The 23,055-nt window shown below is 60.8% G+C and carries 18 protein-coding genes; 14 read left to right on the top strand and 4 right to left on the bottom strand.

All coding sequences use genetic code 11. The features are described 5' to 3' along the window. Window positions 1-49 precede the first annotated feature (49 nt). The 6 genes from M2401_RS22670 (at window position 50) to M2401_RS22645 (ending at window position 7,376) form a co-directional block, all read left to right on the top strand. Window positions 50-607: an RNA polymerase sigma factor gene (locus M2401_RS22670; RefSeq protein WP_259106083.1), complete on the top strand. Its 558-nt coding sequence runs from the start codon at window positions 50-52 to the stop codon at window positions 605-607. A 2-nt stretch (window positions 608-609) separates the two neighbouring features. After that, window positions 610-1,620 (top strand): FecR family protein, encoded by a 1,011-nt coding sequence (locus M2401_RS22665; protein WP_259106082.1) that lies wholly within the window; start codon window positions 610-612, stop codon window positions 1,618-1,620. A gap of 67 nt (window positions 1,621-1,687) precedes the next feature. Beyond that, entirely contained in the window at window positions 1,688-4,096 is a 2,409-nt protein-coding gene (locus M2401_RS22660; protein WP_259106081.1) for a TonB-dependent receptor, read from the top strand. A gap of 477 nt (window positions 4,097-4,573) precedes the next feature. After that, window positions 4,574-6,379, top strand: a complete 1,806-nt coding sequence (locus M2401_RS22655; protein WP_259106080.1) for a DUF4344 domain-containing metallopeptidase — start codon at window positions 4,574-4,576, stop codon at window positions 6,377-6,379. Then, the gene (locus M2401_RS22650; RefSeq protein WP_259106079.1) at window positions 6,379-6,963 is read left to right on the top strand and encodes a hypothetical protein; all 585 of its coding nucleotides are present in this window, start codon (window positions 6,379-6,381) and stop codon (window positions 6,961-6,963) included. The genes M2401_RS22655 and M2401_RS22650 overlap by 1 nt, the downstream gene beginning before the upstream one ends. After that, window positions 6,960-7,376: a hypothetical protein gene (locus M2401_RS22645; protein WP_259106078.1), complete on the top strand. Its 417-nt coding sequence runs from the start codon at window positions 6,960-6,962 to the stop codon at window positions 7,374-7,376. The genes M2401_RS22650 and M2401_RS22645 overlap by 4 nt, the downstream gene beginning before the upstream one ends. 14 nt (window positions 7,377-7,390) lie before the next feature. Here the strand turns inward: M2401_RS22645 and M2401_RS22640 are convergent, their stop codons facing one another. Beyond that, complete coding sequence (locus tag M2401_RS22640) at window positions 7,391-8,233, bottom strand: lysozyme inhibitor LprI family protein (protein ID WP_259106077.1); 843 nt, start codon at window positions 8,231-8,233, stop codon at window positions 7,391-7,393. Between the two features lie 238 nt (window positions 8,234-8,471). On the opposite strand from M2401_RS22640, the gene M2401_RS22635 reads away from it, so the two are divergent. Genes M2401_RS22635 through M2401_RS22625 form a run of 3 tightly spaced genes read left to right on the top strand, consistent with a single transcriptional unit; the run spans window position 8,472 to window position 10,094 of the window. Then, window positions 8,472-8,891, top strand: coding sequence for a hypothetical protein (locus M2401_RS22635; RefSeq protein ID WP_259106076.1), 420 nt, complete (start codon window positions 8,472-8,474; stop codon window positions 8,889-8,891). Next, complete coding sequence (locus tag M2401_RS22630) at window positions 8,888-9,322, top strand: hypothetical protein (protein WP_259106075.1); 435 nt, start codon at window positions 8,888-8,890, stop codon at window positions 9,320-9,322. The genes M2401_RS22635 and M2401_RS22630 overlap by 4 nt, the downstream gene beginning before the upstream one ends. A gap of 49 nt (window positions 9,323-9,371) precedes the next feature. Next, complete coding sequence (locus tag M2401_RS22625; RefSeq protein ID WP_259106074.1) at window positions 9,372-10,094, top strand: hypothetical protein; 723 nt, start codon at window positions 9,372-9,374, stop codon at window positions 10,092-10,094. A 247-nt stretch (window positions 10,095-10,341) separates the two neighbouring features. On the opposite strand, the gene M2401_RS22620 is transcribed toward M2401_RS22625, so the two are convergent. Genes M2401_RS22620 through M2401_RS22610 form a run of 3 tightly spaced genes read right to left on the bottom strand, consistent with a single transcriptional unit; the run spans window position 10,342 to window position 14,584 of the window. Beyond that, complete coding sequence (locus M2401_RS22620) at window positions 10,342-11,529, bottom strand: acetyl-CoA C-acyltransferase (RefSeq protein ID WP_259106073.1); 1,188 nt, start codon at window positions 11,527-11,529, stop codon at window positions 10,342-10,344. 29 nt (window positions 11,530-11,558) lie between these two features. Further along, on the bottom strand, window positions 11,559-13,349 hold the full coding sequence (locus M2401_RS22615) for an acyl-CoA dehydrogenase C-terminal domain-containing protein (RefSeq protein ID WP_259106072.1): 1,791 nt from the start codon (window positions 13,347-13,349) through the stop codon (window positions 11,559-11,561). Next, the gene (locus M2401_RS22610; protein WP_259106071.1) at window positions 13,346-14,584 is read right to left on the bottom strand and encodes a 3-hydroxyacyl-CoA dehydrogenase; all 1,239 of its coding nucleotides are present in this window, start codon (window positions 14,582-14,584) and stop codon (window positions 13,346-13,348) included. The genes M2401_RS22615 and M2401_RS22610 overlap by 4 nt, the downstream gene beginning before the upstream one ends. Window positions 14,585-14,663: 79 nt before the next feature. Here M2401_RS22610 and M2401_RS22605 point away from each other — a divergent pair, with 79 nt between their 5' ends. The 5 genes from M2401_RS22605 (at window position 14,664) to M2401_RS22585 (ending at window position 22,942) form a co-directional block, all read left to right on the top strand. Then, complete coding sequence (locus tag M2401_RS22605) at window positions 14,664-15,593, top strand: LysR family transcriptional regulator (RefSeq protein ID WP_259106280.1); 930 nt, start codon at window positions 14,664-14,666, stop codon at window positions 15,591-15,593. A gap of 183 nt (window positions 15,594-15,776) precedes the next feature. Further along, a complete protein-coding gene (locus M2401_RS22600) occupies window positions 15,777-16,217 on the top strand; it encodes a hypothetical protein (RefSeq protein ID WP_259106070.1) in 441 nt (146 codons plus the stop codon). Window positions 16,218-16,247: 30 nt separating this feature from the next. After that, window positions 16,248-19,184 carry a DUF4132 domain-containing protein gene (locus M2401_RS22595; RefSeq protein ID WP_259106069.1) on the top strand — a complete coding sequence of 979 codons (2,937 nt, stop codon included), beginning with the start codon at window positions 16,248-16,250 and terminating at the stop codon, window positions 19,182-19,184. A 94-nt stretch (window positions 19,185-19,278) separates the two neighbouring features. Then, entirely contained in the window at window positions 19,279-20,487 is a 1,209-nt protein-coding gene (locus tag M2401_RS22590; protein WP_259106068.1) for a DUF3142 domain-containing protein, read from the top strand. Further along, window positions 20,474-22,942, top strand: a complete 2,469-nt coding sequence (locus tag M2401_RS22585; protein ID WP_259106067.1) for a hypothetical protein — start codon at window positions 20,474-20,476, stop codon at window positions 22,940-22,942. The genes M2401_RS22590 and M2401_RS22585 overlap by 14 nt, the downstream gene beginning before the upstream one ends. The last annotated feature ends 113 nt before the right edge of the window (window positions 22,943-23,055 follow it).

Below are 23,055 nucleotides of genomic sequence, written 5' to 3'. Positions count from 1 at the left end.
CGAGAACCTGTAACATTCGCGCACGGCCTTGTCCTGCCTCCGAGCCCCCATGCGCATGCCCTCCCCACCCAACGACAGCGGAACTGAACTGCCACGCCAAGGCAGCGCGGGCTCGCAAGACGTGCTCGACACTTTCCTGCGGCAAAAACCGCAGCTGGAAAAGCGTCTCCAGCGTTGGGTGTCATGCCGCTCGATTGCCGCCGATCTCTGCCAGGAGCTGTTCATCCGACTCTGGCGGCGCCGCGATGTGCAGGTTGAAAACCTCGATCAATACATGATGCGCAGCGCTCGCAACCTGGCGATCGATCATCTGCGCACTCAGAATACCCAGTTCAAGGCCGAGCCCTTTCTGGTGAGCGAAGACATCCAGACACGCCAGTCGATGCTGGAGGACGCCGAAGACGCCAGCCGCGAACTCGACAAAATCGAAGAGATTTTGCGTAAACTGCCCGAGCGAACGCGCCATATCTTTCTTCTCAACAGAATTCATGGGCTGAGCTATACGGACATCGCCAGCACCCTCGACTTGTCGGTCAGTGCTGTCGAAAAGCACATGATGCGCGCGCTCCAGGCGTGCAAACGCCGGCAACAGGGGCCAGAGGCATAACGATGAAACTGGTCAGCCCAACCTCGGCCAAGCAGCGCGAGGACACCGCCCTGTCGTGGCTTTCGCGCCTGGCGTCGCGTCCCGCCAATCAGTACCTGGATGTCCGGGTGCTACCTGCCGCCGAGCAACACCAACTCGAACAGTGGCTGGCCGATGATCCCGTCAACGCCCAGGCTTTCGCCGAGGCCAGGGAGTTGTGGCTGCTGACGGCGGCACCGGCCGCCCGTATCGCCAAAGAGGACGCCAGCGCCCTCAATGCCTACGTGCAGCAGCATGCCCTGGGCAAACGTCGGCGGCGCCTGAAGGCCGCGGCTGCCGCCATTGCCGCGACCGTCGTCATCGCCATTACCCTGAGCATCACCACCCGGCCCGAGCGCTGGATGGAAAACGCCCTGGCTGACTACCACACGCTTCCCGGCCAGGTGCAATCGCTGGTACTGGCCGATGGCAGCGAAGTGACACTGGACGGCGACAGCGCTATTTCCGTATCCCTGGGCGCGGGCTATCGGGATATCCGCCTCACTCGCGGGGCGGCGTATTTCCATGTGTTTCACAACGGCGAACCGTTCGTTGTCCGCACCGGCGACGGCGATGTGCGCGTCCTCGGCACTCAGTTCGAAGTACGCCTGGGCGCGGAAAACACCCAGGTCACCGTCGAACAGGGCCGCGTCGGCGTCGATGCCGTCGGCCATGCGCAACAGCAACTGACTGCCGGGCAGCGGGTGGGTTTCGGCGCCAAGGGCCTTGGCAACCTGGAAATGGTCAACGCGCAACAGGCACTCGGCTGGCGTGAGGGCCGGATAAGCCTGCGCCAACAGCCGCTCAAGGATGCCCTGCAAGTGCTCCAGCGCTATTACCCGGAGCGCATCGTGCTGCTCAACCATGAACTGGCCGGACGGCCCGTCAGCGGCGATTTCACCACCCAGGATCCCCAGGCCATTCTCATGGCCATGCAGTCCCTGCTGGGCTTCTCGCTCAAGCGCCTGCCGGGCGGCACTGTAGTGATCTGGTAACAGGCATTCACGCCAGCACGCTAATGAGATATATTCGCATCTTTGTGATGTAGAAGAGCTAGCCTCTATGCGACGCCGGTTACTGACATTCTTGCTGGCGTCGACTCTCAACAGCTGGAGCTGTACGGGCCTGGGCGACACCCTGCCTGTCACGGCGCCGCTACCTGAATCCGGCAGCCTTTATGACTTCGATCTGCCGCCCCAGTCCCTCGCTGACAGCCTGGCGCAGTTAAGTCGGCTGACCCGGCTGAACATCGCCTACAACGACGACAGCATCGCAGCCTGGCAAGCCCCGCCCCTCGAAGGTCGCATGACGCCGCTGCAAGCATTGTCCCGGCTTCTCGCCACCTCCGGCTTTGCCTGGCAGCGACTCGACGCTCAGACGATTGCCATTCGCGCAACGGCGGAAAAGGGTCAAGTGATCCAGTTACAGGATCTGGACATCCGCAGTCAGGGCCGGGAAGGCTATCAACCCGAGCCGACGGTCCAGATCAGCCATACCGCTACCCCGTGGATCGAACAGCCCCAGGCCATCAGCCGGGTGCCCAACGCCGTGTTGCAGGACCAGAAACCGCGCAATCTGGACGACGCCCTGCGCAATATCAGCGGCGTGACCCAAGGCAATACCCTCGGCAGCACCCAGGACACGCTGATGAAGCGCGGCTTCGGTGATAACCGCGACGGCTCGATCCTGCGCGATGGCATGACCAGTATCCAGGGCCGCAATTTCAACGCCACCACCGATCACATTGAGGTGCTCAAAGGCCCGAGCGCCCTGCTCTACGGGATTCAGGATCCCGGCGGAATGATCAATGTGGTGTCCAAGACTCCTGAGCTGCGGGCGCAGAACGAGTTGCAGAGCAAAATTTCCGCGTTCGCCCAGGGTCGCGACGGTTCCACCGTGACCCTGGACAGCACCGGCCCCCTGGGTCAGTCAGGCTTCGCTTATCGATTGATCCTCGACCATCAGGACGAAACCTATTGGCGCAACTACGGTGTGCACCGCGAGGACCTGGTCGCGCCGTCCCTGGCCTGGTACGGCGAACAGAGCGAGGTTCGCCTCGCCCTCGAAAGCCGCGAGTACGTGACCCCATTCGACCGGGGCACGGCGATCAATCCGGTCACCGGGCATGTACTCGATATTCCTTACGATCGGCGCCTGGACGAACATTTCAACGACATGCGCGGACGTTCGCAACTGGCCAAGCTGGACTATGAATATCGGCTCAATGACGCGTGGCAACTGCGCATGTCCGCCAGCTACAACCAGGAAAGCTATGACGCCTATCAGGTGCGTATTACCGGCGTGAATGCGGCCACGGGCACTCTCACCCGCAGCCTCGACGGCACACTGGACTCCGACAGCAATGATCGGCAGATCTATACCGAGTTATCCGGCGAACACGATTTTCTCGCTATGAAACATGACCTGTTGTTCGGCGTCGTCGACGAACACCGCCTGTACTTTCGCAGCGACCTGATCCGCCAACCCAGTACCACTGCGTTCAGCTACCTGAACCCGTTGTACGGCCAGGATGCTGCGCCGACCAGGGTTTCAGCCAGCGACAGTGACCAGAGCGACCGCCTGCGTACGCAGGCGCTCTATGCCAGGGACTCCATCCACCTCAACGAACAATGGATCGCCATCGTTGGCGGGCGCTTGCTGACCTACGACCAATATGCCGGCCGGGGTCGGTCCTTCCATGCCAATACCGATATCAACGGCAGTGCGTTCATACCCAGCGCAGGGCTGGTCTACCATTGGGCGCCGCAGTGGTCGACCTATGTCAGCTACAGCGAATCGCTCAAGCCCAACTCGAGCATCGCACCGCTCAATGCCTCTTCCGTGCAGATCATCGACTCGGCGATAGAACCCGAGCGAGCCAGGGCCTGGGAAAGCGGTATCAAGTACGAAGAGCAAAATGGCCTGTCGGCAAGCATCGCGATCTACGACATCCGCAAGCGCAACATTCTCGTCAGTGAGACCGTCAACGATCTGCCGGTCAGCCGTAATGCCGGTGCAGCGCATTCCCGGGGCGTCGAGTTCGAACTCGGCGGGCGCCTGAGCGATACCTGGGAAGTCATGGCTGCCTACGCCTTCACCGATGCTCTGGTCACCAAGGACCCAAGCCTGAAGGGCAATCGCCTGCAAAACGTACCCCGGCAAAGCGCTTCGCTCTATCTGAGCCACGATCTCGGGCAATGGCTGGGGGACGACCGATTGCGTGTCGGCGGCGGCCCCCGCTATGTCAGTGAGCGCCCCGGCGACCCGGCCAATACTTTCGACCTGCCCGCCTACACGGTAATGGATGCCTTTGTCCGTTATGACCTGCGTGTAGCCAGCCATCCGCTGCAACTGCAATTGAACGTCAACAACCTGTTCGACACCCGCTACTACCCGTCCAGCGTGAACAGCAACATGGTCTCCGTAGGCGATCCCCGGCAACTGATGCTGTCCACCACCCTGCGTTTTTAGCTCCGGCATCGAAAATAATGCAAGACCAGGCACTGGTCCGCCAGCAGACGGCGTCGGCTGAAGGATATGTGCCTTTGAGTGCAGTGGATCTTGCCGTTGAGAAAGAGAAATTGAAGGGGCTCTGACATTTAAGAACACCCTGACTTGCACGACCGTTTATCGTTTTTTCTCGGTGATGGCAAGTTGCCAATACTCTTGCATCAATAACCATTGCAAGGGTGGCAGAAGCGAACTTATTCGCGAGGAGGCGGGGCATTCAGATGCTTGTGTTGATATTTGAAATACCGTCTGGCGAACAAGTTCGCTCCTGACCGTGCGCGCATTAGTGTGTTGAACTCCACACTTCTGTGTCTCGCTAGTTTGACAGTCCCCGGCAAAGCATTAGAAGATTTGTAACATAATTAAACATGCCTGGGGGCTATTCCATTGACGACATGGACGGTTGTGTCTGGCTGCGCAAGTAGCTGGAAAAGTCGCATGCTGCGCGCAGCGTTGTTCACTTCGGTTTCGACACTCTGCGGGCTATCCCTGCCCTCCCAGGCGGCCACTACACCGTCCGCCAATCCTTACGCCGTCAATCCGTATGCCCCCGCCGCTGCCAGTGCCTATGCCAATGAAGGCAGCGACCGCATCGAAGACCTGCTGAATCTCGATGAGCGCAAGCTGATCCAGGAAAGCCTGGTCTGGTTCGGCGTCTATAACGGCTGGATTGATGGCAGCTTCGGCAAAGGCACTCGTGACGCGATTGCCGTTATTCAGCGCAAGTTCAACCAACCCGCCACCGGCCAACTGGATGCCGACCTCGCCGTTCATCTGGGCGGCTCGGCGCTCAATACCCGGGAAAAGGCCGGCTGGAAGACCATTCGCGACCCCAAGACCGGCATTACCCTGGGTTATCCGTCGAAGGTGCTGACCGTCATCACCAGCCCCAAGGACACCAATATGGTGGACCTCGATTCGGCAGACAAAAGAATATCCCTGGAGCTGGTCGTGGTTCCGGGTGCCGAACCGCGGCGGATCGATACCCTCTACGAGGACCTGAACAACGACAGCCAGTCCCATGTCACGTACAAGTTCCGCAAGGGTGATTTGTTCATCACTGCCGGCGACCGTGGCAACAACAAGTACTACAGCCGTTACGAACAGCGTGGCGATCAGATCCGCGGTTTTGACCTGGTCTGGAACAACGACCTGGACTCGGACATGCAGCCGATGGCGGTGCTGATCTCCAACAGTTTCGAACCTTTCGATATTCCTCGCCCCAACCTGGAACCGAACTACTCAACCCTGTCGGCCCTGGCCCAGGCGGCCAAACGTCAATCCGAAGGCACGGCAGCTCAAGGCAATGGCGGCGGACAAAACGGGCAACGGCCTGCGCCCGCGCAACAGACCGCACAACAGCCGACGCAAATGCCGACCCGCCAGGCCCAGCGCGACGCTCAGGACGCCAACGACCCTTCCGAAGGCAAGGGCACGCGCTTCTCCTACACCTATCAGGCCCCGCGCAGCGCCAAGCTTGAAGATGCCTATCGCTTTACCCGCGACGCCGATCTGCTGGTCGGCAACCTTGAAATCGATGCGATGGACGGCCTGTTCGTGATGCCACGCACCCTGCATTACGTGGGCACCGAGTGCGGCGCAGTGAACGCGTTCTACAGCCCGAAGGACTCGGCTATTTACCTGTGCTACGAACTGGTCGACTACCTGCTGCATCAGGCCGACAAGCTCAACACCAACCATGACCCGATGTTTCTCGCCGAGTACGTGAAGTACAACCTGCGCTTTATCCTGCTGCATGAAACCGGGCATGCCTTTATCGACCTGCTGGATCTGCCTGCAACGGGACGCGAGGAAGACGCTGTCGATCAGATGGCGGCGAGCATGATCCTGCTGCATTTCAGCGACAGCGAAACCGCCGAACAACTCACCCGCGTGCTGTCGATGACTGCCCTGTGGTTCAAGACCAACGCCTCACTGGAAAACGGCACGCCGGATAACAGCGCGTTCTCGGACGAGCATTCGTTGAACGAACAGCGCTATTACAACCTGCTGTGCATGATCTACGGTCGTGACCCGCAGTATTACTCGTCCATCGTCGAAAATGGCCTGCTGCCCAAGAACCGCGCCGCGCGTTGCCCTCAGGAAGCCAGCAAGATCATCACCTCATGGTCGCGCCTGCTGCTCCCGCACTTCGCCCCGCGTTATCAAAAAGTGCGTGACGAAACCATCCAGCGTCTCAACGAGCGTGATGCCGCCGCCCGCGCCCAGCAAGGAGGTGCGTGATGAGGCTGTCTGCCCTGCCGACTGCGGTTGCCCTGCTGACACTCTCCGGGTGCTTTCGGCAGATCCCGCCCCCGGACATCAAGGAAAACCCGGCGCGGCATGAGCATTACCAGCTGACCATGACCCTGCAGGATGTGCCGGGGCCGTACGACAGTATCGACGCGACCGTCGATTACTCCGTGACCAACAGCCATTGCGTGCCCCTGACACCCATCAGCGGCGCGGCGCTGGCGCCCTACAAGCGCTTGCCGTTAACACTCACCCAGGTCGGGCCGAATACCTGGAAAGCTGACTTCTACGCCGACATGTATCTGGATGAGGACTACTACCACGAGGGTGTGTGCAACTGGTCAATGGTGGCGGTGAGTTTTGGTCCGACGGTCAAGGGCAATATCTTCAGCGGCGCGATTTGGCATAAGGACATGATCGAAGGCAAGCTTTCCGACGTGAGCTATTTTGCCAACCAGCTCTACCTCAAGCCATTCCCTACCCCGACCGGGATTACCGGCGAGGCAAACCGCGAGCAATTCAAGGAGCCCGACAAGACCTTCTCGATCACCATGACAGCGGTGAAGATCCCTTGAAGCCTTTACGCTGCAAGCTCTTGTGCCTGCTCGTCGGTGCACTGTCCCTCGGCGAAGCCCAGGCCAGCGCGCATATCTGGCCCGTGGATATGCCGCCACAGAAATTCGCCAGCTTCAGTGCCTGCCTGGCGGTACTGCAGCAGCAGGATCGCGATGATCGCCAAAACCTGGCCAGCAGCCCCCAACGCCTGGATAGCGGCGCCATCGTCGAAACCAATCTGCAGGGCCCGGGTCTGCGCCGCACCGGCAAACACAGCGCCGAGTACCAGGCCACCATAGGCTGGCGCACACGGATGAAAGTCGGCGATCACATGGAAGCCAACTACACCTACGAGACTCGCGATTTGCGCTGCATCAAATCGACTCTGCACAGCAGGCCGTCCGGCGGCGCCGAACCGGGGATGCCGGAATAACCTCAAACCCGCGATTATTTCGCGGTAGCCCTGGCCGGATAATTCGGCTCGGTCAGGCAGCTTTGCAGCCATTGGGTGTCATCGTCCTCAACCACTTCGGCGTCCAGCTTGCTGAGCGTCATTGCGCCCTGCTGCGCGTAAGTGCGTTGCGTGTCGGCATCCAGACTGCCCGGCTCAACGCTCCAGTCCTGGGGCGCACATTCGGTTTCGCCGGGCTTGCAGGTGGCGACCGGTTTCATCTTGCCGCCGACGACATCAGCCACGGCGCGGGTCTCATAGACACTGCCGCTGGCCCAGTCCTGAGTGACGCTGCAAACACGGTTGTGGTGCTGATAGAAATGGGTGCCGAAGCAGGCGTAGTCATACTCGCCCGAGTGCGGCAGGAAATCACAGGAGGCCGAGAATCCGGCAAACGGGCCGCCGCTGAAACGACCGGCAAAGGCACGCTGTTGCAGTGCAGTCTCGATCAGCCTGGGCTGCCCGCTCTTGGCCAGCTCGCCCAATTGTCTGGTGCGCCCTTGCATCGCCTTGAGCACGATATTGCGCTGATCCTCCTTGCTGAAGCCTTCGCCGGTCTGGCCATCGGTACTGTTGTCCAGATCACCGAAACTGCTGTCCCGTGCCGCCACCCAACGGCGCTGACTGGCGACCAGCATGGCGCGGATTTCCGTGTCGTTGGTGGCCTTGAGCAGCGTTGTATAGGCCTTGCCCATGGCCGCGTCGGCGGTCACCAGACGTGGATCGGCGCAAATAAGCTGTTCAATGTTGCTCGTGGCTTTTTTGCAATCCATGGCCTGGGCTAAAGCAGGCAACAGGGCAATGCCCGCCAATAACGCTGCAAGAACCTGATGTCTCATCGAATACGTCCTTTAGATATCAAATAGCCAGTAAGCAATGGATCTATTAGTTGGAAATTCGCAAAGCTGTTCACACTCTCGCCTTTAGCCAGATTTGCCAGTTGCCGACAAAGATAGAGGATTTGTAACATAACTAAAACAGCCTCCCGCAGGCTCGCTCAGCGCGATCTGGTCAATGCCACTGCGTGCTATCGCGCCATTGACTTGCAGGCACACCCGACTCACGAATGGACTCTCAATGACTGCCCATACCTCCTTCTTCTCACGCACGCTTCTCGGCGCAGCCTCAGGCGCCCTCTTGCTTGCCGTCACGACAATAACGCCGCTGGCCCACGCCGAAGGCGGCATTCCCGGATTTGGTTTTGCCCAACGCTGCGATGAACAGCCTGCCAAGCTGAGCAAACTGGAAACCATCGCCTGTGCCAGCGACGATCTCAAAACCCAGGAACAGAGCATGCTCGACCTGGTGCAGTCGGTCAGGGATGAAACCACTGGCACCGATGGCGATACCGGTGAACGCATCGATCCCATGGGCAAGGAACAGTACCAGTGGCGTACGGCCCTGGCAGGCAAGTGCAGCGACGCGGCCTGCCTGTCCAAGGCCTACAAGGCCCGTACCGCGCAGATCCAGAAGAAATGGGCAGAAGCCTTGCAATGAAGACGCCCGGAACAGTATTCGCCCAGATACTCCTCAGCGCGTTGATCGCCCTGCCCCTGACGCCGGCAAGCGCCGCGCAGGTGGCTTGCCCTGCCCAAGACTTCGACAGTTTCTTCAAGCACTTCGCCAATGACGTCGCGGTGCAGAAGGCCTTTGTCAGCGTCCCGCTGCAGAGCGATTCCATCGATCCCGAGGCCGAGCCGGAACCGGCTCCGGTCTCACGGCAACTGGACAAGGCGCAGATCACGTTCCCGTTGCTGCCCAATGAACAGCAACAACGCAAGCAGGGTCTGAGCCTGAGCAAAACAGTAAGTGCCACGGATCAGGTCAGCATCAAGCTGAGCAAGGCCGATACCGATTACCAACTGACGTTGTTCTTCCGTCATGAGGATTGCTGGATGTTGTACCGTATCAAAGATGATTCGTTGTAATGGCCGGAGTAAGACAGTGAAAATCAGCTCATCCCCAGGCGTCTTGTTGATGGCTGCATTAGCGGCGTTGTGTGCCCCCGTAAGCGCAGCAACGGCTGGCGATACAGACAGTGTCATTCGGGAAATCATGGCCGACCAGTACCACGGCGCCTACGACGCCACGCACAAGTGCTGGGCGCACTCGTACCGGAACGAGAACGCCGAGTTGACGCAATACTGCATGCGCCCGCTCAAGTCCCAGGTCGTGGAAGAAAAAGGCGTCAGCACGTTGTACGTGCTCGCCGTCAATGCTACCGACATCAACGATAACCCGGACTACGGCTACAGCCAGGCCGACTCGGGGCTGATGGGCGTGTTCAAGGTCAGCCTAGGCGGTACCCAGGGTTGGATCTACAAGGCTTTGGACCGCGAGATGGCTGTGGGTTTTGCCGGGCAATGCGGTTGCAGCGATATCCAGCTGGTGCAGCTCAACAATGCCGGGGAGCACGCATGGCTGTTCACCTCCGGCGGCACCTGGCAAGGGGTGACCAACGCCAGCTTCAGCCTGCTGATGCCGGTCAAAAGCGATTTCAAGAACCTGAGCCGCATCCCCCAGACCCAGGGCGAAGAGAACCCTGGCGTGAGCTACCAGATCAGCGTCAAGGCCGACGACACCGCCAAAGGCCTGTTCCCGCTGCATGTGATCAAGCTCAATGGCGAGCAGAAAGTCGACGAGTTCGATGTGCCTTTTGATTCCGCCAAGGCGGTTTATGCGTTGCCCGAACAGCAGTAACGGTCTCACGCTCATATCAAACAACAAAAACCTGCTAAATCACCGAAACCCTGTGGGAGCGAATTCATTCGCGAAGAGGGCGGTACAGCCAAGGCATTTTCATCCTCGGATCTACCGCATTCGCGAATGAATTCGCTCCCACAAATTCGCACCCGGCAGATTTATCCCGCCTCTTGCCAAGTCTTTGCTACCCAACAGCGCAGCTACGAAGACGAGGGCGGGATCCCTACAGAGCGCTCATTCCAATTTACAAAAACACCTCAAATAACCCCGCCGCCCCCATGCCGCCCCCCACGCACATGGTCACCACCACATACTTGACGCCACGCCGTTTGCCCTCCAGCAAGGCATGACCCACCATGCGCGCGCCGCTCATGCCATAGGGGTGGCCAATGGCAATGGCGCCGCCGTTAACGTTCAGGCGCTCGTTGTCGATGCCCAGTTTGTCGCGGCAGTACAGCACCTGACAGGCAAAGGCCTCGTTAAGCTCCCACAGGCCGATATCGTTCACGGTCAGGCCGTGCTGCTTCAATAGCTTGGGAATCGCCAGCACCGGGCCGATACCCATTTCTTCCGGCGCAAGCCCGGCAACGGCGATGCCGCGATACAGGCCCAATGGCACAAGATTGCGCTGTTCGGCCAGACGGGCATCCATCAGCACACAGGCACTGGCACCGTCAGACAACTGGCTGGCGTTGCCTGCAGTGATCACCCCGCCTTCAACCACGGGTTTGAGTTTGCTCAAGTCATCCAGAGTGGTTTGCGGGCGATTGCCTTCGTCCTGAGTCAGGGTCACCTGCTCAAAACTGACGGCACCCGTGGCTTTATCCACCACCTGTTTATCGGCGGTCACCGGGACGATTTCGTTGGCGAACAGGTCGGCCTGCTGTGCGGCGGCGATGCGCAGTTGCGATTGCAGGGAGTACGCGTCCTGGGCTTCGCGACTGATGCCGTAGCGGGCGGCGACATTTTCGGCCGTCTGCAGCATCGGCATATAGGCGTGTTGCGCGTGGCGTTCGACCTGAGGGTCGCGCTCACTGAACGCCCACTCCATGCTGCGATTCTGCACCAGGCTGATCTGTTCTTGCCCTGCGCCGATCACCACGTCCATGCCATCGCAGATGATTTGTTTGGCCGCCGTGGCAATGGCCATCAGGCCCGAAGCACATTGGCGATCGATGGTCTGGCCACTGACGCTGTGGGGCAAACCCGCCGCCAATGCGGCCATGCGCCCCAGATTCCAGCCGGCCGTGCCGCCGGGTAAGGCCGTGCCCATGATCAGGTCTTCGATTTGCCCAGGCTCGACACCGGCACGCTCGACCGCTGCGTTAATAGCGATGCTGGCCATGCTCGGTGATTTCAGATGGTTGAACGCGCCGCGAAAGGCCTTGGCAATCGGCGTACGCGCGGTGGAAAGGATGACGGCTTCTCTCATGGCGATTCCTTGTTGTTGGTTTTAGTGGGTCAGAAGGCAAAATCGGCTTCGTCCATTGCCATCAGGCATTGAGCGCCGCCCAGCAGCGCCTCGCGGTGACCGCTGGCCCGCGGCAGGACCCGGCGCCAATAGAAGTCGGCGGCCTGCAGCTTGGCCTGATAAAACGCCGGTTCATTGCTGCCCGCCGCCAGGGCTGCACTGGCCCGTACGGCAGCCTGCAACCACAGGCAACCGAGCACGACGTAGGCGGAGTAAGCGAGGAAATCCACCGAGACGGCGCCGATTTCCTGGGGATCGCGCTGGCAACTTTCCACTACATTGACGCCCAGCCCGTGCCATTCCCCGAGTCGTTGCCGCGCCGCCGCCTGCATTCCCGCCAGGGCCGGATAGGCAGCGGCTGTTTCCACCTCACCGGCCAATTCGCCGATCAATGCGCGCAACTCGGCCGCGTTATCGGCCAAAACCTTGCGCCGGATAAAATCCAGCGCCTGAATGCCATTGGTGCCCTCGTACAGCTGGGTGATGCGACTGTCGCGCATCAACTGCTCCATACCCCACTCGCGGATATAACCGTGCCCGCCATAAATCTGCACCCCCAGGCTGGCTGCCTCCTGGCCCGCATCGGTGAAGAACGCCTTGACCATTGGAATCAGCAACGCGGCGCGCTTGCCGGCCTTTTCCCGCACCTGCTCATCACTATCGGCACGCTCCAGATCCAGTTGCCGGGCGGTGTACGCCGCAAGCAGACGGCAGCCCTCGCTCAAGGTCTTTTGCGTCAGCAACATGCGCCGCACATCGGGATGAACGATGATCGGGTCAGCCGGTTTTTCCGGCGCCACTGGCCCGCTGAGCGCACGGGACTGCAAGCGTTCACGGGCATAAGCCAGACCGCCCTGAAACGCAGCTTCGGCAATACCCAGGCCCTGCAGGCCAACCTGGAAACGCGCGTCGTTCATCATGGTGAACATGCACGCAAGGCCCTGATTGGCTTCGCCGATCAGCCAACCTCGGGCATCGTCGAAGTTCATCACGCAGGTGGCAGCGCCCTTGATGCCCATTTTGTGTTCCAGCGCGCCGCAACTCAGGCTGTTGCGCGTGCCCGGCTGCCCGTCGTCGGTGGGGATGAATTTCGGCACCAGAAACAGGCTGATGCCTTTGACGCCAGCCGGGGCATCAGGCAAACGGGCCAGGACCAGATGCACGATATTGGGCGTCAGGTCCTGATCGCCGCCGCTGATGAAAATCTTGCTGCCGCTGATCCGGTAGCTGCCGTCGACCTCAGGCGTGGCGCGGGTGCGCAACAGGGCCAGGTCGGTGCCCGCCTGGGCTTCTGTCAGGCACATGGTGCCAGTCCATTCGCCGCTGACAATCTTCTGCAGATAGGTCTGCTTGAGAAACTCGCTGCCATGCCGGTGTACCGCCAGCACTGCGCTTTCGGTCAGGCCAGAGTAGATGCGAAAGGACAGCGATGCCGCCATCAGCATCTCGTGAAAACTCGCCGACATCAGCTGCGGGAAGCCTTGGCCGCCGTATTCCGCAGGGCCGGTCATGCTCGCCCAGCCGTTGGCGACGAACTGCCCATAGGCTTCACGAAAGCCATCCGGTGTGCTGACCTGCCCGTCACTAAGTCGGCAACCCTGCTCGTCGCCGTTGCGGTTAAGCGGCGCAATGACCTCAGCGGTAAAACGCGCGGCCTCTTCGAGCACACCGTCGATAGTTTCGCGATCCAGGCCATTACCCAGACGCTCGCAGTGACCCACGATGTCGAACAGTTCGTGCAGCACGAAACGCATATCCCGCAGCGGTGCCTGATAGTTCAATTGCGTGCCTCCTTGAAATCGGCAAAGCCAAGACCGTCCCTGGCCAGACGGCGAATAAGCGCAGCGGGCCGCCAGTGCTCGCCGAACAGGGTGTGCAGGCTGTCCAGACGCTCGCCTATCTGCGCCAGGCCCTGGCTATCAGCCCACCGCATGGGACCACCGACCGCCTCGGGAAAGCCGTAGCCGTTGAGGTAGACCAGGTCGATGTCGTGGCTGCTGTCGGCAATCTGTTCTTCGAGAATCTTCGCACCCTCATTGACCAGCGCCAGCAGGCAGCGCTCGAGGATTTCCCCGTTGTCGATCTCGCGACGACGGAAACCCAGGCCCCGTGATACTTCCAGCACCAGCGCATCGACTTCAGCATCGGGCTCGGCCTGACGGCTGCCCTCAGCATAGCGGTAGTAACCTTTTTGCGACTTCTGGCCATAGCGCCCCAGCTCACACAGGGCGTTGTCGACCTGAACCAGGGGATCGTCCATGCCTGCACCGGCCAGATGCCGCGCCCGCCATTCGAGGTCGATACCCACCACGTCGTACATGCGAAACGGGCCCATAGCGAAACCGTATTGTTGCAAGGCGTCATCCACCTGCTTGGGCAAAGCGCCCTCAAGCAGCATCTTGCGCGCCTCGGCCACGTAGGTCGCCAGCATGCGGTTGCCGATAAAGCCCTGACAGTTGCCAGCCACCACCGTCACCTTGCCGATGCGCCGCCCCAGTGCCAGTACCGTTTCCAGGACCGCCGCCGCTGTCAGCCGACCACGCACCACCTCCAGCAACTTCATGATGTGCGCAGGGCTGAAAAAATGCAGGCCCAGCACTTGCTCTGGCCGTTGCGTGACGGCGGCGATGGCATCGATATCCAGGGCCGAGGTATTACTGGCCAGAATGGCCTGGGGCTTGAGGGTTTTATCGAGGGTGCGAAAGATGTCCTGCTTGAGCTCAAGGTTTTCGTACACCGCCTCGATCACCAGATCGACCTCGGCCAGGGCCGGGTAATCATCCACCGCCGTTATCTGTGCCCGGAAACTTTCTGCCTCGGCCTGACTGATACGCCCCTTGAACACCTGCTGCGCCCAGGTTTCCTCGGCCATCTTCAGACCCGCCTCTACAGAGCGCGGATTGTTGTCCAGCCATAGCACCGGGATGCCTTTGCCCGCCAGGCTGATGACGATGCCTCGGCCCATGGTCCCGGCGCCAATCACGGCAACCTGCTGCACATTGAACTGCTCACTCATCGCCGGCTCCTGCGTCAGGGAAGAAAGAATTGCCGCCACCCTAAGCAGAGGCCTACTATTTTTGAAATTTCATTTTCATATGCCTGGTATTTGTCATTTGAATTTAAAGAACTTCGACCTCAACCTGCTGCGGGTGCTGGACATGCTGCTGCGCGAGCAGAACGTGTCCCGGGCCGCTGAACGCCTGGCCCTGAGCCAACCCACCGTGAGCAATTCACTGGCGCGTTTGCGTTTGCTGTTCGACGACCCATTACTGGTGCGAATAGGCCGGCATATGCAACCCACGCCCCGGGCCCTGGCGCTGGAAGGACCGATACGCGCAGCCCTGCAGCAGATCGAACAAACCCTCAGCGCGGGCGAGGCCTTCGAACCGCACCTGAGCCAGCAACAAATCCGCATCGCCGTCACCGACTTCGTCGAGCAACTATGCATGCCGCCGCTACTGGTTCGTCTGCAGGATCGGGCACCGAACCTGCGCATCGATATCGCCCATCTGGCCCCGACCCTGCCCGCCGACGCCCTGGACCGTGGCGAACTGGACATGGTTTTGGGCCGCTTCGAAGACGTGCCGGCGCGTTTCACTCGCCGCTCCTGGCACAGTGAAACCCTGCGCATCGCCCTGCGCACGGGCCATCCCCTGGCCGAAGCCGGCCTGGACCTCAACACCTTCCTGCGCTTGCGACATATCTGGGTACACGGCGGTCAGACCCGAGGCATGGTCGACCAGTGGCTGGGCAAACAAGGGCTGACCCGACAGATCGTCTACACCACGCCCAACTACCTGCAAGCCGCCCACCTGGCCGCCTGCTCGGATTTATGCGTGGTTCTGCCGACCCAACTGGCCAATCAATTTGCCCGGCTGTTGCCGCTGCAATTGTTCGACCTGCCGTTCAATGTCGGCTCATTTCATCTGGAACTGGTGTACGTGGCGCAACGGCAGAGGGATCCTGCGCTGGCGTGGATGGTGGAACAGATTCTTGCGGTGCGACCGGATTCACCGCAGGGCTGATCGACGCAGCCTGCAGCTTATCCATGGGCGCGAAGATCAACCGCCCTTTTTCAGCAGGTTCTTCAGCTGATTTTCTGAATAATGCGCACGCTGTGGCAAAAACATAACGCGCAATCAGGCAGACTCGCAGGTGGGTGCAAGTGTGCCGTGCGCCCATCTGTCTGGCATTGCAAGGAATGCGTTATGGATATCGTGGTTCACAGCTATTGCCTCAAAGGCGCACGCCAGGAACCTCTGCTGCCCCCTGTCAGCGTGACACCGACTTCATCGACCCTCACGGTCGCCGAACTCATTCGCTTGACCGTTGCCGAACAGATCGCCGCGCTGTCAGTCCGGCACTGGCTGGAACAACGGTCTGTACGCGAAGTGCTCGACCGCCAGTACCTCAGCGAGCGGGACATTCTCCAGCAGGCCAGTGCAGGCGCGATAGTCATGCCTCAGGCCACCACCTCTGCAGCCCCGGATGTCAGCGCTGAGGTCGAGCGAGCCTTGCAGGGCTTTGAAACCCGTGCGTTTCGCGTTCTGCACAACGGCGTCATGCTGCACAACCTTGATGAATCCATTGAATTGAACGCCACGTCACAACTCGCGTTTATCCGCCTGATGCCACTGATTGGCGGTTAACCCTCATCGTCCACGCCCTCGGAAACCATCATGCAATCACGCCGTCCTGTGCCCGAACAAGCCACACGTCTCGCTGCGCTGCGGGCATTTTGTGACAAGGTGCTGGATACCTATCCCGAATTCCACCGATATGACCAGTTCGCGCCCGACTTCTGGGACGGCATCGACCTGCTGCGCATAGCCGATGACTGGGTCAGGCAGCATCCACTAGAAGGCGCCAAGGCGCTGGCTGATGGCCTGGTATTCCCCATCGTCTGGGACGACCTGGAGGACCTTCGCGATCAGCAGCGCTACGGCCTGCTGTATCGCCTCTGCGATGCGTGGATCAGCGCTCACCCGGATGAGTATGCACTGGAGCAGATCTGCGCAAGGCTTCAACACATGCTGCTATTTGCGTTCGAGGACAGTGATTACCCACTGCCCACTGACGATGACGGCCCTGGCTACTACCGCAGAAGCCCGGAGCATGCCTGGGCCTTCCCCGATGTTCAGGCGTGCATCAACCGCCTGAGCAACTATCCGCCCACCCCGGCTTGGCAGACCTTCGCCGAATGGTTGCTGGACGGCAGCTGGAACCGTGTGCAACCGCCTTCCCCGCCTGATGAAGGGCAAAGGAAAGTGGCTGATGCGTATATCTATGTGCACATGGAAATCCGCCGCATCGCCCTGGGCCTGCTGGAAGCGGGTCGGCTCGATTACCCTCGCTTTAGCCGGGCAGCCAATACCTGGGGCCGCGCCATGCTGTTTTATGCCGATGACGCCGGGCTGGACAGCGATGATGTGGACCTGAGGCGCTACGCCAATGAAGAATTCGCCGGGGACGATTCAAACGACGAGGATCCAGAGGCTGAGGACCTCGATCTTGACGGTGAGCTATCCGGCAGCGAGGTTCTCGTGACGGAGGACGCCGCAGCAGTGCATCCCGAACTGGCGAGCTTCACTCTTCGTTATGTCGAGGAGGCCCTGGCCGGGCTGCCCGATAACGCCGAAAAACTGGCTGACACCTTCCGTTCGGTAGAGGTGTATCAGACCCGCTGGTTGCTGCAGGCCCTGGCAGTCATCGAACGACTGGGCATGACACCCGATACCTTTTTCGACAATTTCGCCGACACGGCCACGGTGCTCGAGCGCTTCCTGCTGCTTCAGGCATCGCCCAAGGATCAATCGGCAGAACTGCTCGCGGCGCTGAGTGGCTTTTCGAGAAACACCTTGCTGACGGCCCTGCCCTATGCCGGGCAAGCCAGCCGAGTGATCCTCGACGCGCTCGGCTGGAGTGATCTGCAGGCCTTCCAGCGTGAGTACCTGAACATTGCGCTCGCGCCCCGGTCCGGCTGGGGCAGCGATTTGCCCAATACACTCGACGAAACCGTGGGTGTGGTGGACCGCTACCTGCTGGACAAGGCGCTGACCGAAGCCGACCCGCAACACCTGCGTGAATACCTGGCTGCACTGGAACCGTCGCACTGGGCGTTTCCCGCCACCCGCGTGCTGCTCGACGCCTACCAGGGCATCGGCCGGGCCGCCCTGGAAAAGAAATTGACCCGCCATGCACAGGCGGCAATGCGCACCTACGGCGTATTGCCGGTCACGGATTCGGACGATGTGCGCCAGCGCTATCTGACCCTCAAGAAACTGCACAAGGAGGTGCGCAAGTACGGCGCTGAACGACAGGCCAATTCCCAGGCGGCGGTGCAGGCAGGCCTGGAAAACCTGGCGCGTGTCGCCGGCTATCCTTCGGCGATACGCCTGGAATGGGCCATGGAATCGGAGATCGCCGAATCAGCCCTGACGGCCTGCACCATTGATGGCTATGACGTCACGCTGGTGATCGACGGTCTGTCGCCGGAGTTACACATCTGCAAAGCCGGGAAGACGCTCAAGACTGCGCCACCCGCGATTCGCAAGAGTGCTGAATTCGTCGCGCTGAAAACCCGGCAGACCCAGCTCAAGGAGCAGATCGCACGCTTCTGCCGCGCCCTGGAAGCGATGATTAGCAGCGGTGAAACCCTGGCCCTGGACGAACTGAGGCCATTGTTGAAAATGCCTGCGGTGCGCCTGTTGCTTACTCAACTGATCATGCAGGCCGACGACATTGCGCTGGGCTGGCTCGATACCGCAACGTTGACGGTCACCGATCATGAAGGTCGCCGACACGTTGCCGAAAAGCACCTGCGCATCGCCCACCCCTTTCACCTGTTCGCAGCCGGACAACTGTCGGCCTGGCAGCGGGAAATTGTCAGCCATCAACGTGTGCAGCCGTTCAAGCAGGCCTTTCGCGAGCTGTATCTGCTGACCCCTGCGGAGCGGGAAACCGGCCTGTGGTCTAATCGGTTTGCTGGTCATCGCCTGAAAGGCAAAGTTGCCGCGCGGTTGCTGCAGGTACGCAACTGGTCGACCTCAAGCGTCGAAGACATCTATTACGAGAGCAAAGAGCACGGCATCTACGCCATGTTCAACTTCCTGGATACCGGCCATTACCTGTCGGAAACCGAACACTTTACCTTCGACACGATTGCCTTTTACCGCGACCGTAAAGCCATCCCCCTTGAGCAAGTGCCGCCGCTGCTGTTTTCAGAAGTCATGCGTGATGCCGACCTGCTGGTCTCCGTGGCCCACGTAGCTGATGGCTACAGCACCAGCAACGAAACCCTGCAACGACGCGCCGAACTGGTCGGCGAGTTGATTCAAGGGTTGGGACTGCAGAACGTTAAATGTGAAGGGCATTTCCTGTACATCACCGGCCAGCGTGCGAACTACCGCATTCACCTGGGCAGCGCCGCCATCCATATCGAGCCCGGCAACTACCTGTGCATCGTGCCCGCAGGCGCCAGCCCGACAGAGTTCTACCTGCCATTCGCCGACACCGACAGGAAAATGGCCGAAGTACTGAGCAAGATGTTTCTGCTGCAGGACGACATGAACATCACCGACAGCCAGATACTTGAGCAGATACAGTCGGGGCGTTGATGTAGACGGCTAACATCGAAGCGGTTGGCCACTCACCCCGTCCTGCCCTCAGGTAGACTTCGCCCTCTGCAACGAGGAAGGCGGCACGCTCGTCATGATGCACAGAATGCTGCCCGGCCTGGCGCTGTTGATCGCCCTGTTTGGCGCCACATTGTCGGGCTGCTCGCCGCCAGCAGCACCATTGCCCAACGATGCCTATATCTGGCAGCGCCAGTGGACGCCCGCGCTGGTGTCTGCGGTGCAGTCCAACGCCGATATTGTCAATCAATGGCGGGTGCTGGCGGCGCAGGCCGATGCCCATGGCCAGTGGCTGAGCACGGCACCTGATTGGTCCACCCTCGCAACCAGCGCTCGCCCGGTGATTGCGGTGTTGCGCATTGACGGGCAGATGGCCGATATGGACGAGCCGACGTTGTTTGCCAAAATCAGCACGACCCTTGAGGTGTGGCGCCAAAGCGGTGTTGCTCTGGCCGGTATCGAAATAGACCACGATTGCGCCACCGCCAGACTCCCGGCCTATGCCCTCTGGCTGAAGCGTGTACGAGGTTTGCTGAAAAACCACGAGCGCCTGTCGATCACGGCATTGCCAACCTGGCTGCAAAGCGGCGCAGTGGAAGCGGTCATGGAGCAGGTCGATGAGGCCGTGTTGCAAGTCCATGCCGTGCAGGATCCGCGGGTCGGCTTGTTCGATCCACTGTTGGCCCAGACCTGGCTGGAGCAATTTTCCAGGCGCATGCACAAGCCCTGGCAAGTGGCGTTGCCGGCTTACGGCAGCCGCGTGGCCTGGGGCCGGGACGGGCAAGTGGTGAGCATCGAAAGTGAGCGGGCGACCCTGGTGAACGGCATGGAGTCCCACGAGCTCATGGCTGATCCGCAGGCTCTGCAGGATTTTGCCCGGCGCTTGAGCCGCAATCCGCCTGCCGGGCTGGCCGGCATCGTCTGGTTTCGCTTGCCCACCGCACAGGACGCCCGCGCGTGGAGCCCCGAGACCTGGCGTGCGGTCTTGACCCAGGCGCCTCTTAGCGTGCAGATCAGCGCACAACTGCGCAACACGGCGGACCCGCAGTTGTTCGATCTGGTATTGAGCAATACCGGGGTTGGCGATGGCTCCCCGCCGAGTGCCATCCGGATCATCGGCAACTGCGCGGCGGCGGACGGCATCAATGGCTATTTCATGCAGCGCGACAGCGCGGGTTTGTCGTTCCAGATCCGCCAGCCCGGGCTTCTCAAATCCGGTCGGCAACGCACTATTGGCTGGCTTCGTTGTGAACAAGGAAAGGAATCGCTGCATGTGGAATCGTAAAAAGGTTGCGCGGGTACTGGCTGTGACGTTGTCGACCGGAGCGGTCGCGGTCATGGCCTGCGGGCCGTTCTTTCCCTTGCAACTGCTGGATGATCGCGCAGCGACACTGGCGGCGACCCCGAGCAATTCCTTTGCCTACGAAGCCATGCATCTGCTGGCCGCGAGCGATACGCTCAAGGCCGTCGAGCGCCGGAGCAATGGCTACGATGAGGCACCGGCAGTCAACCCCGATGAGCCTGACAAGGCCTCGCTGCCCGCTGCGCAATGGCAGGCGTTGCAAGCCATGCGTCAGGCGCCATACGACGAACAGGCCTATGCCTTGGGCGCCGGACTGCCGCCAGCGTTGCGGCTATATACCACCGGTGCCGTAGACCTCAAGGCCGCACAAGCCTGTACGGCTGTCGATCAGGCCTGTGAGCGCAGCCCCGAGGCGCTGCAGGCACTGGCCATCGAGCGTTTTCAGGCGGTGTTGGCGCTACCTGCCGATCAAGGCGCACCCCGCGCGGTGTGGGCTGCCTATGCATTGGGCCGTCTGTATACCGAGCGCAGTGCCTCAGCCGATGCCGATCCGCAGGCCCAAGCGGCACGGGCCAGCGCGGTTACGGCTTTCAAGCAGGCGCGCAGCCTGGCGCTGACCGGAGCACCCGATCCATGGGCAATGGCGGTCGGCAGCTATGGCGAGCAGGCCCGCCTGTACCTGACAACGCCCGGACAAGCCTGCGATTATTCCGACTTCATGAACGCCACCGCTTGCGCCAGCGCCATCGCACCGGCCGATCTCAAGCAGGCGCTGGCGCTTTATGCCGAGCAGGCCGCGCGAGGTTCCGACAGCGCGGTGCAATCGCTGCGGATCATTGCGCAATGGCTACTGAGTAATACGGATCAAGCCGCCAGCGTTATCGATGATCCACTCAGCCAACGTTTGCTGGTGGCTTACAGCCTTGCCATGATGGGCGATATCGTCAACGACGATCCCTCCAGCGCCAACGATGTTTTCGCCAACTCCGAGAATACCGGGCGCCTGGGCTATGCCGATGCGGCGCAGAACTATAAGGGCGTGAGCGCCAATCCAGTGCTGCAACGACTGGTCGAGGCGATCAACCAGCATGGCGTGCAACCGGTAGCCGGCACCGATCGCCTGGCCGCATTGGCGTACCGGCTGGGTAATTACCCACTGGCGCAAAGCCTGGTCGACCGACAATCCGGCGCGCTGGCGGGCTGGGTGCGAGCGAAACTGGCGCTGCGCCGCGGCGACAACAACGCCGCTGCCCAGGCCTACGCCGAAGCGGCACGAGGGTTTCCGACGCTCGATGGCAGCGTCGAACACGATGGCGTGCAACGCTTGAGGGCTGAACAGGCCGTGCTGTCGCTGTCTCGCGGCGAATACACGCAGGCCTTGCAGCAGTTCTACGTGTCCGGGTATGCCGAGGACATGTATTACGTGGCCGAGCGAGTCCTGACGGTGGAGGAACTCAAGGCCTACATTGATGAGCACGTCCCGGCCTCCGCGATGCCGCCCAGGCCCGTCGATTTCGCCAGTTTCAATGCCGAGCAACTTCTGGCATGGCGCTCGCGGCAAGCGGAGTCGAGCTTCACCGAGGCCGATCGTCTGCGTTCGCTGCTGGCACGACGCATGATGCGTCAGGGCCAGTTCGAACAAGCGCTGGCGTATTTTCCGGATGACCAGGATCCACGCAATACCGATGTCGACTATGTCTACTCAGCCCAACAGACGTTGACAGTCAGCACACCACGGGCCTGGGCCAAACGTTATGGCGATGCGCGACACGATGCCGCGAACGCCTGGTTCGCGACCAATCGTGCCGAAGCCTGGTTCAGCGCTGCAAGGCTGGCGCGCCAGCATGGCATGGAGATCATGGGATACCAGCAAGGCCCGGACTTCGCCGAGATCGGCGGCATGTATACCTACGGGACCGGGCGAGGGTCATGGCGCTACACTCGGGAAGACAGCCCTGCCCTGCCCCGCGACACGCCGGAACAACGCGCAGCAGCCGATCTGCCCGGGCCACTGGTGACCGCAGACGAACGCCGCCGCTATGCGACCAGCGAAGCCAGCCCTGGGCAAACCTTCCATTACCGCTACGTGGCCGTCGCCCATGCCGAAAAGGCCGCCGACGAACTGCCCCCGCGCTCCCAGGCCTTCGCGGCAGTGTTGTGTCAGGCGACCGGCTTCGTGCAAAACGATCAACCGCGTGCCAGTCAGCTTTACCAGCGCTACGTCAAAGAGGGCGCGGCAGTACCTTTCGCCGAAGACTTCGGCCGCCAGTGCGCGGAACCGGATTTTGCCGCCGCCAAACGGTTCCCGTTCATACAGGCCTGGCGGACCAGCCGCTATTGGCTGCACCAGCACCTATACGTGCCGGTGATTGTTCTGTTGATTGCGGGTGGGCTGATCGTCGCTGTGCGGGTACGTAGCCGGCGGGTTGGATCTTGAATTACGCAAGGCTACGGAAGATTGGCCGGGCTGTTGGGGTACAGCGGACAGCAGGTAATGCAGACGGTTAGCGGCGCTTGGGATAGATTGTGAAACCGACCCGATGAAACATT

It is taken from the genome of Pseudomonas sp. JUb42 (genome assembly GCF_024807945.1).
In the GTDB taxonomy this organism is placed as follows: domain Bacteria; phylum Pseudomonadota; class Gammaproteobacteria; order Pseudomonadales; family Pseudomonadaceae; genus Aquipseudomonas.
Note: the sequence above shows the minus strand (reverse complement) of the source record. Positions and strands in the feature narration are given on the sequence as shown.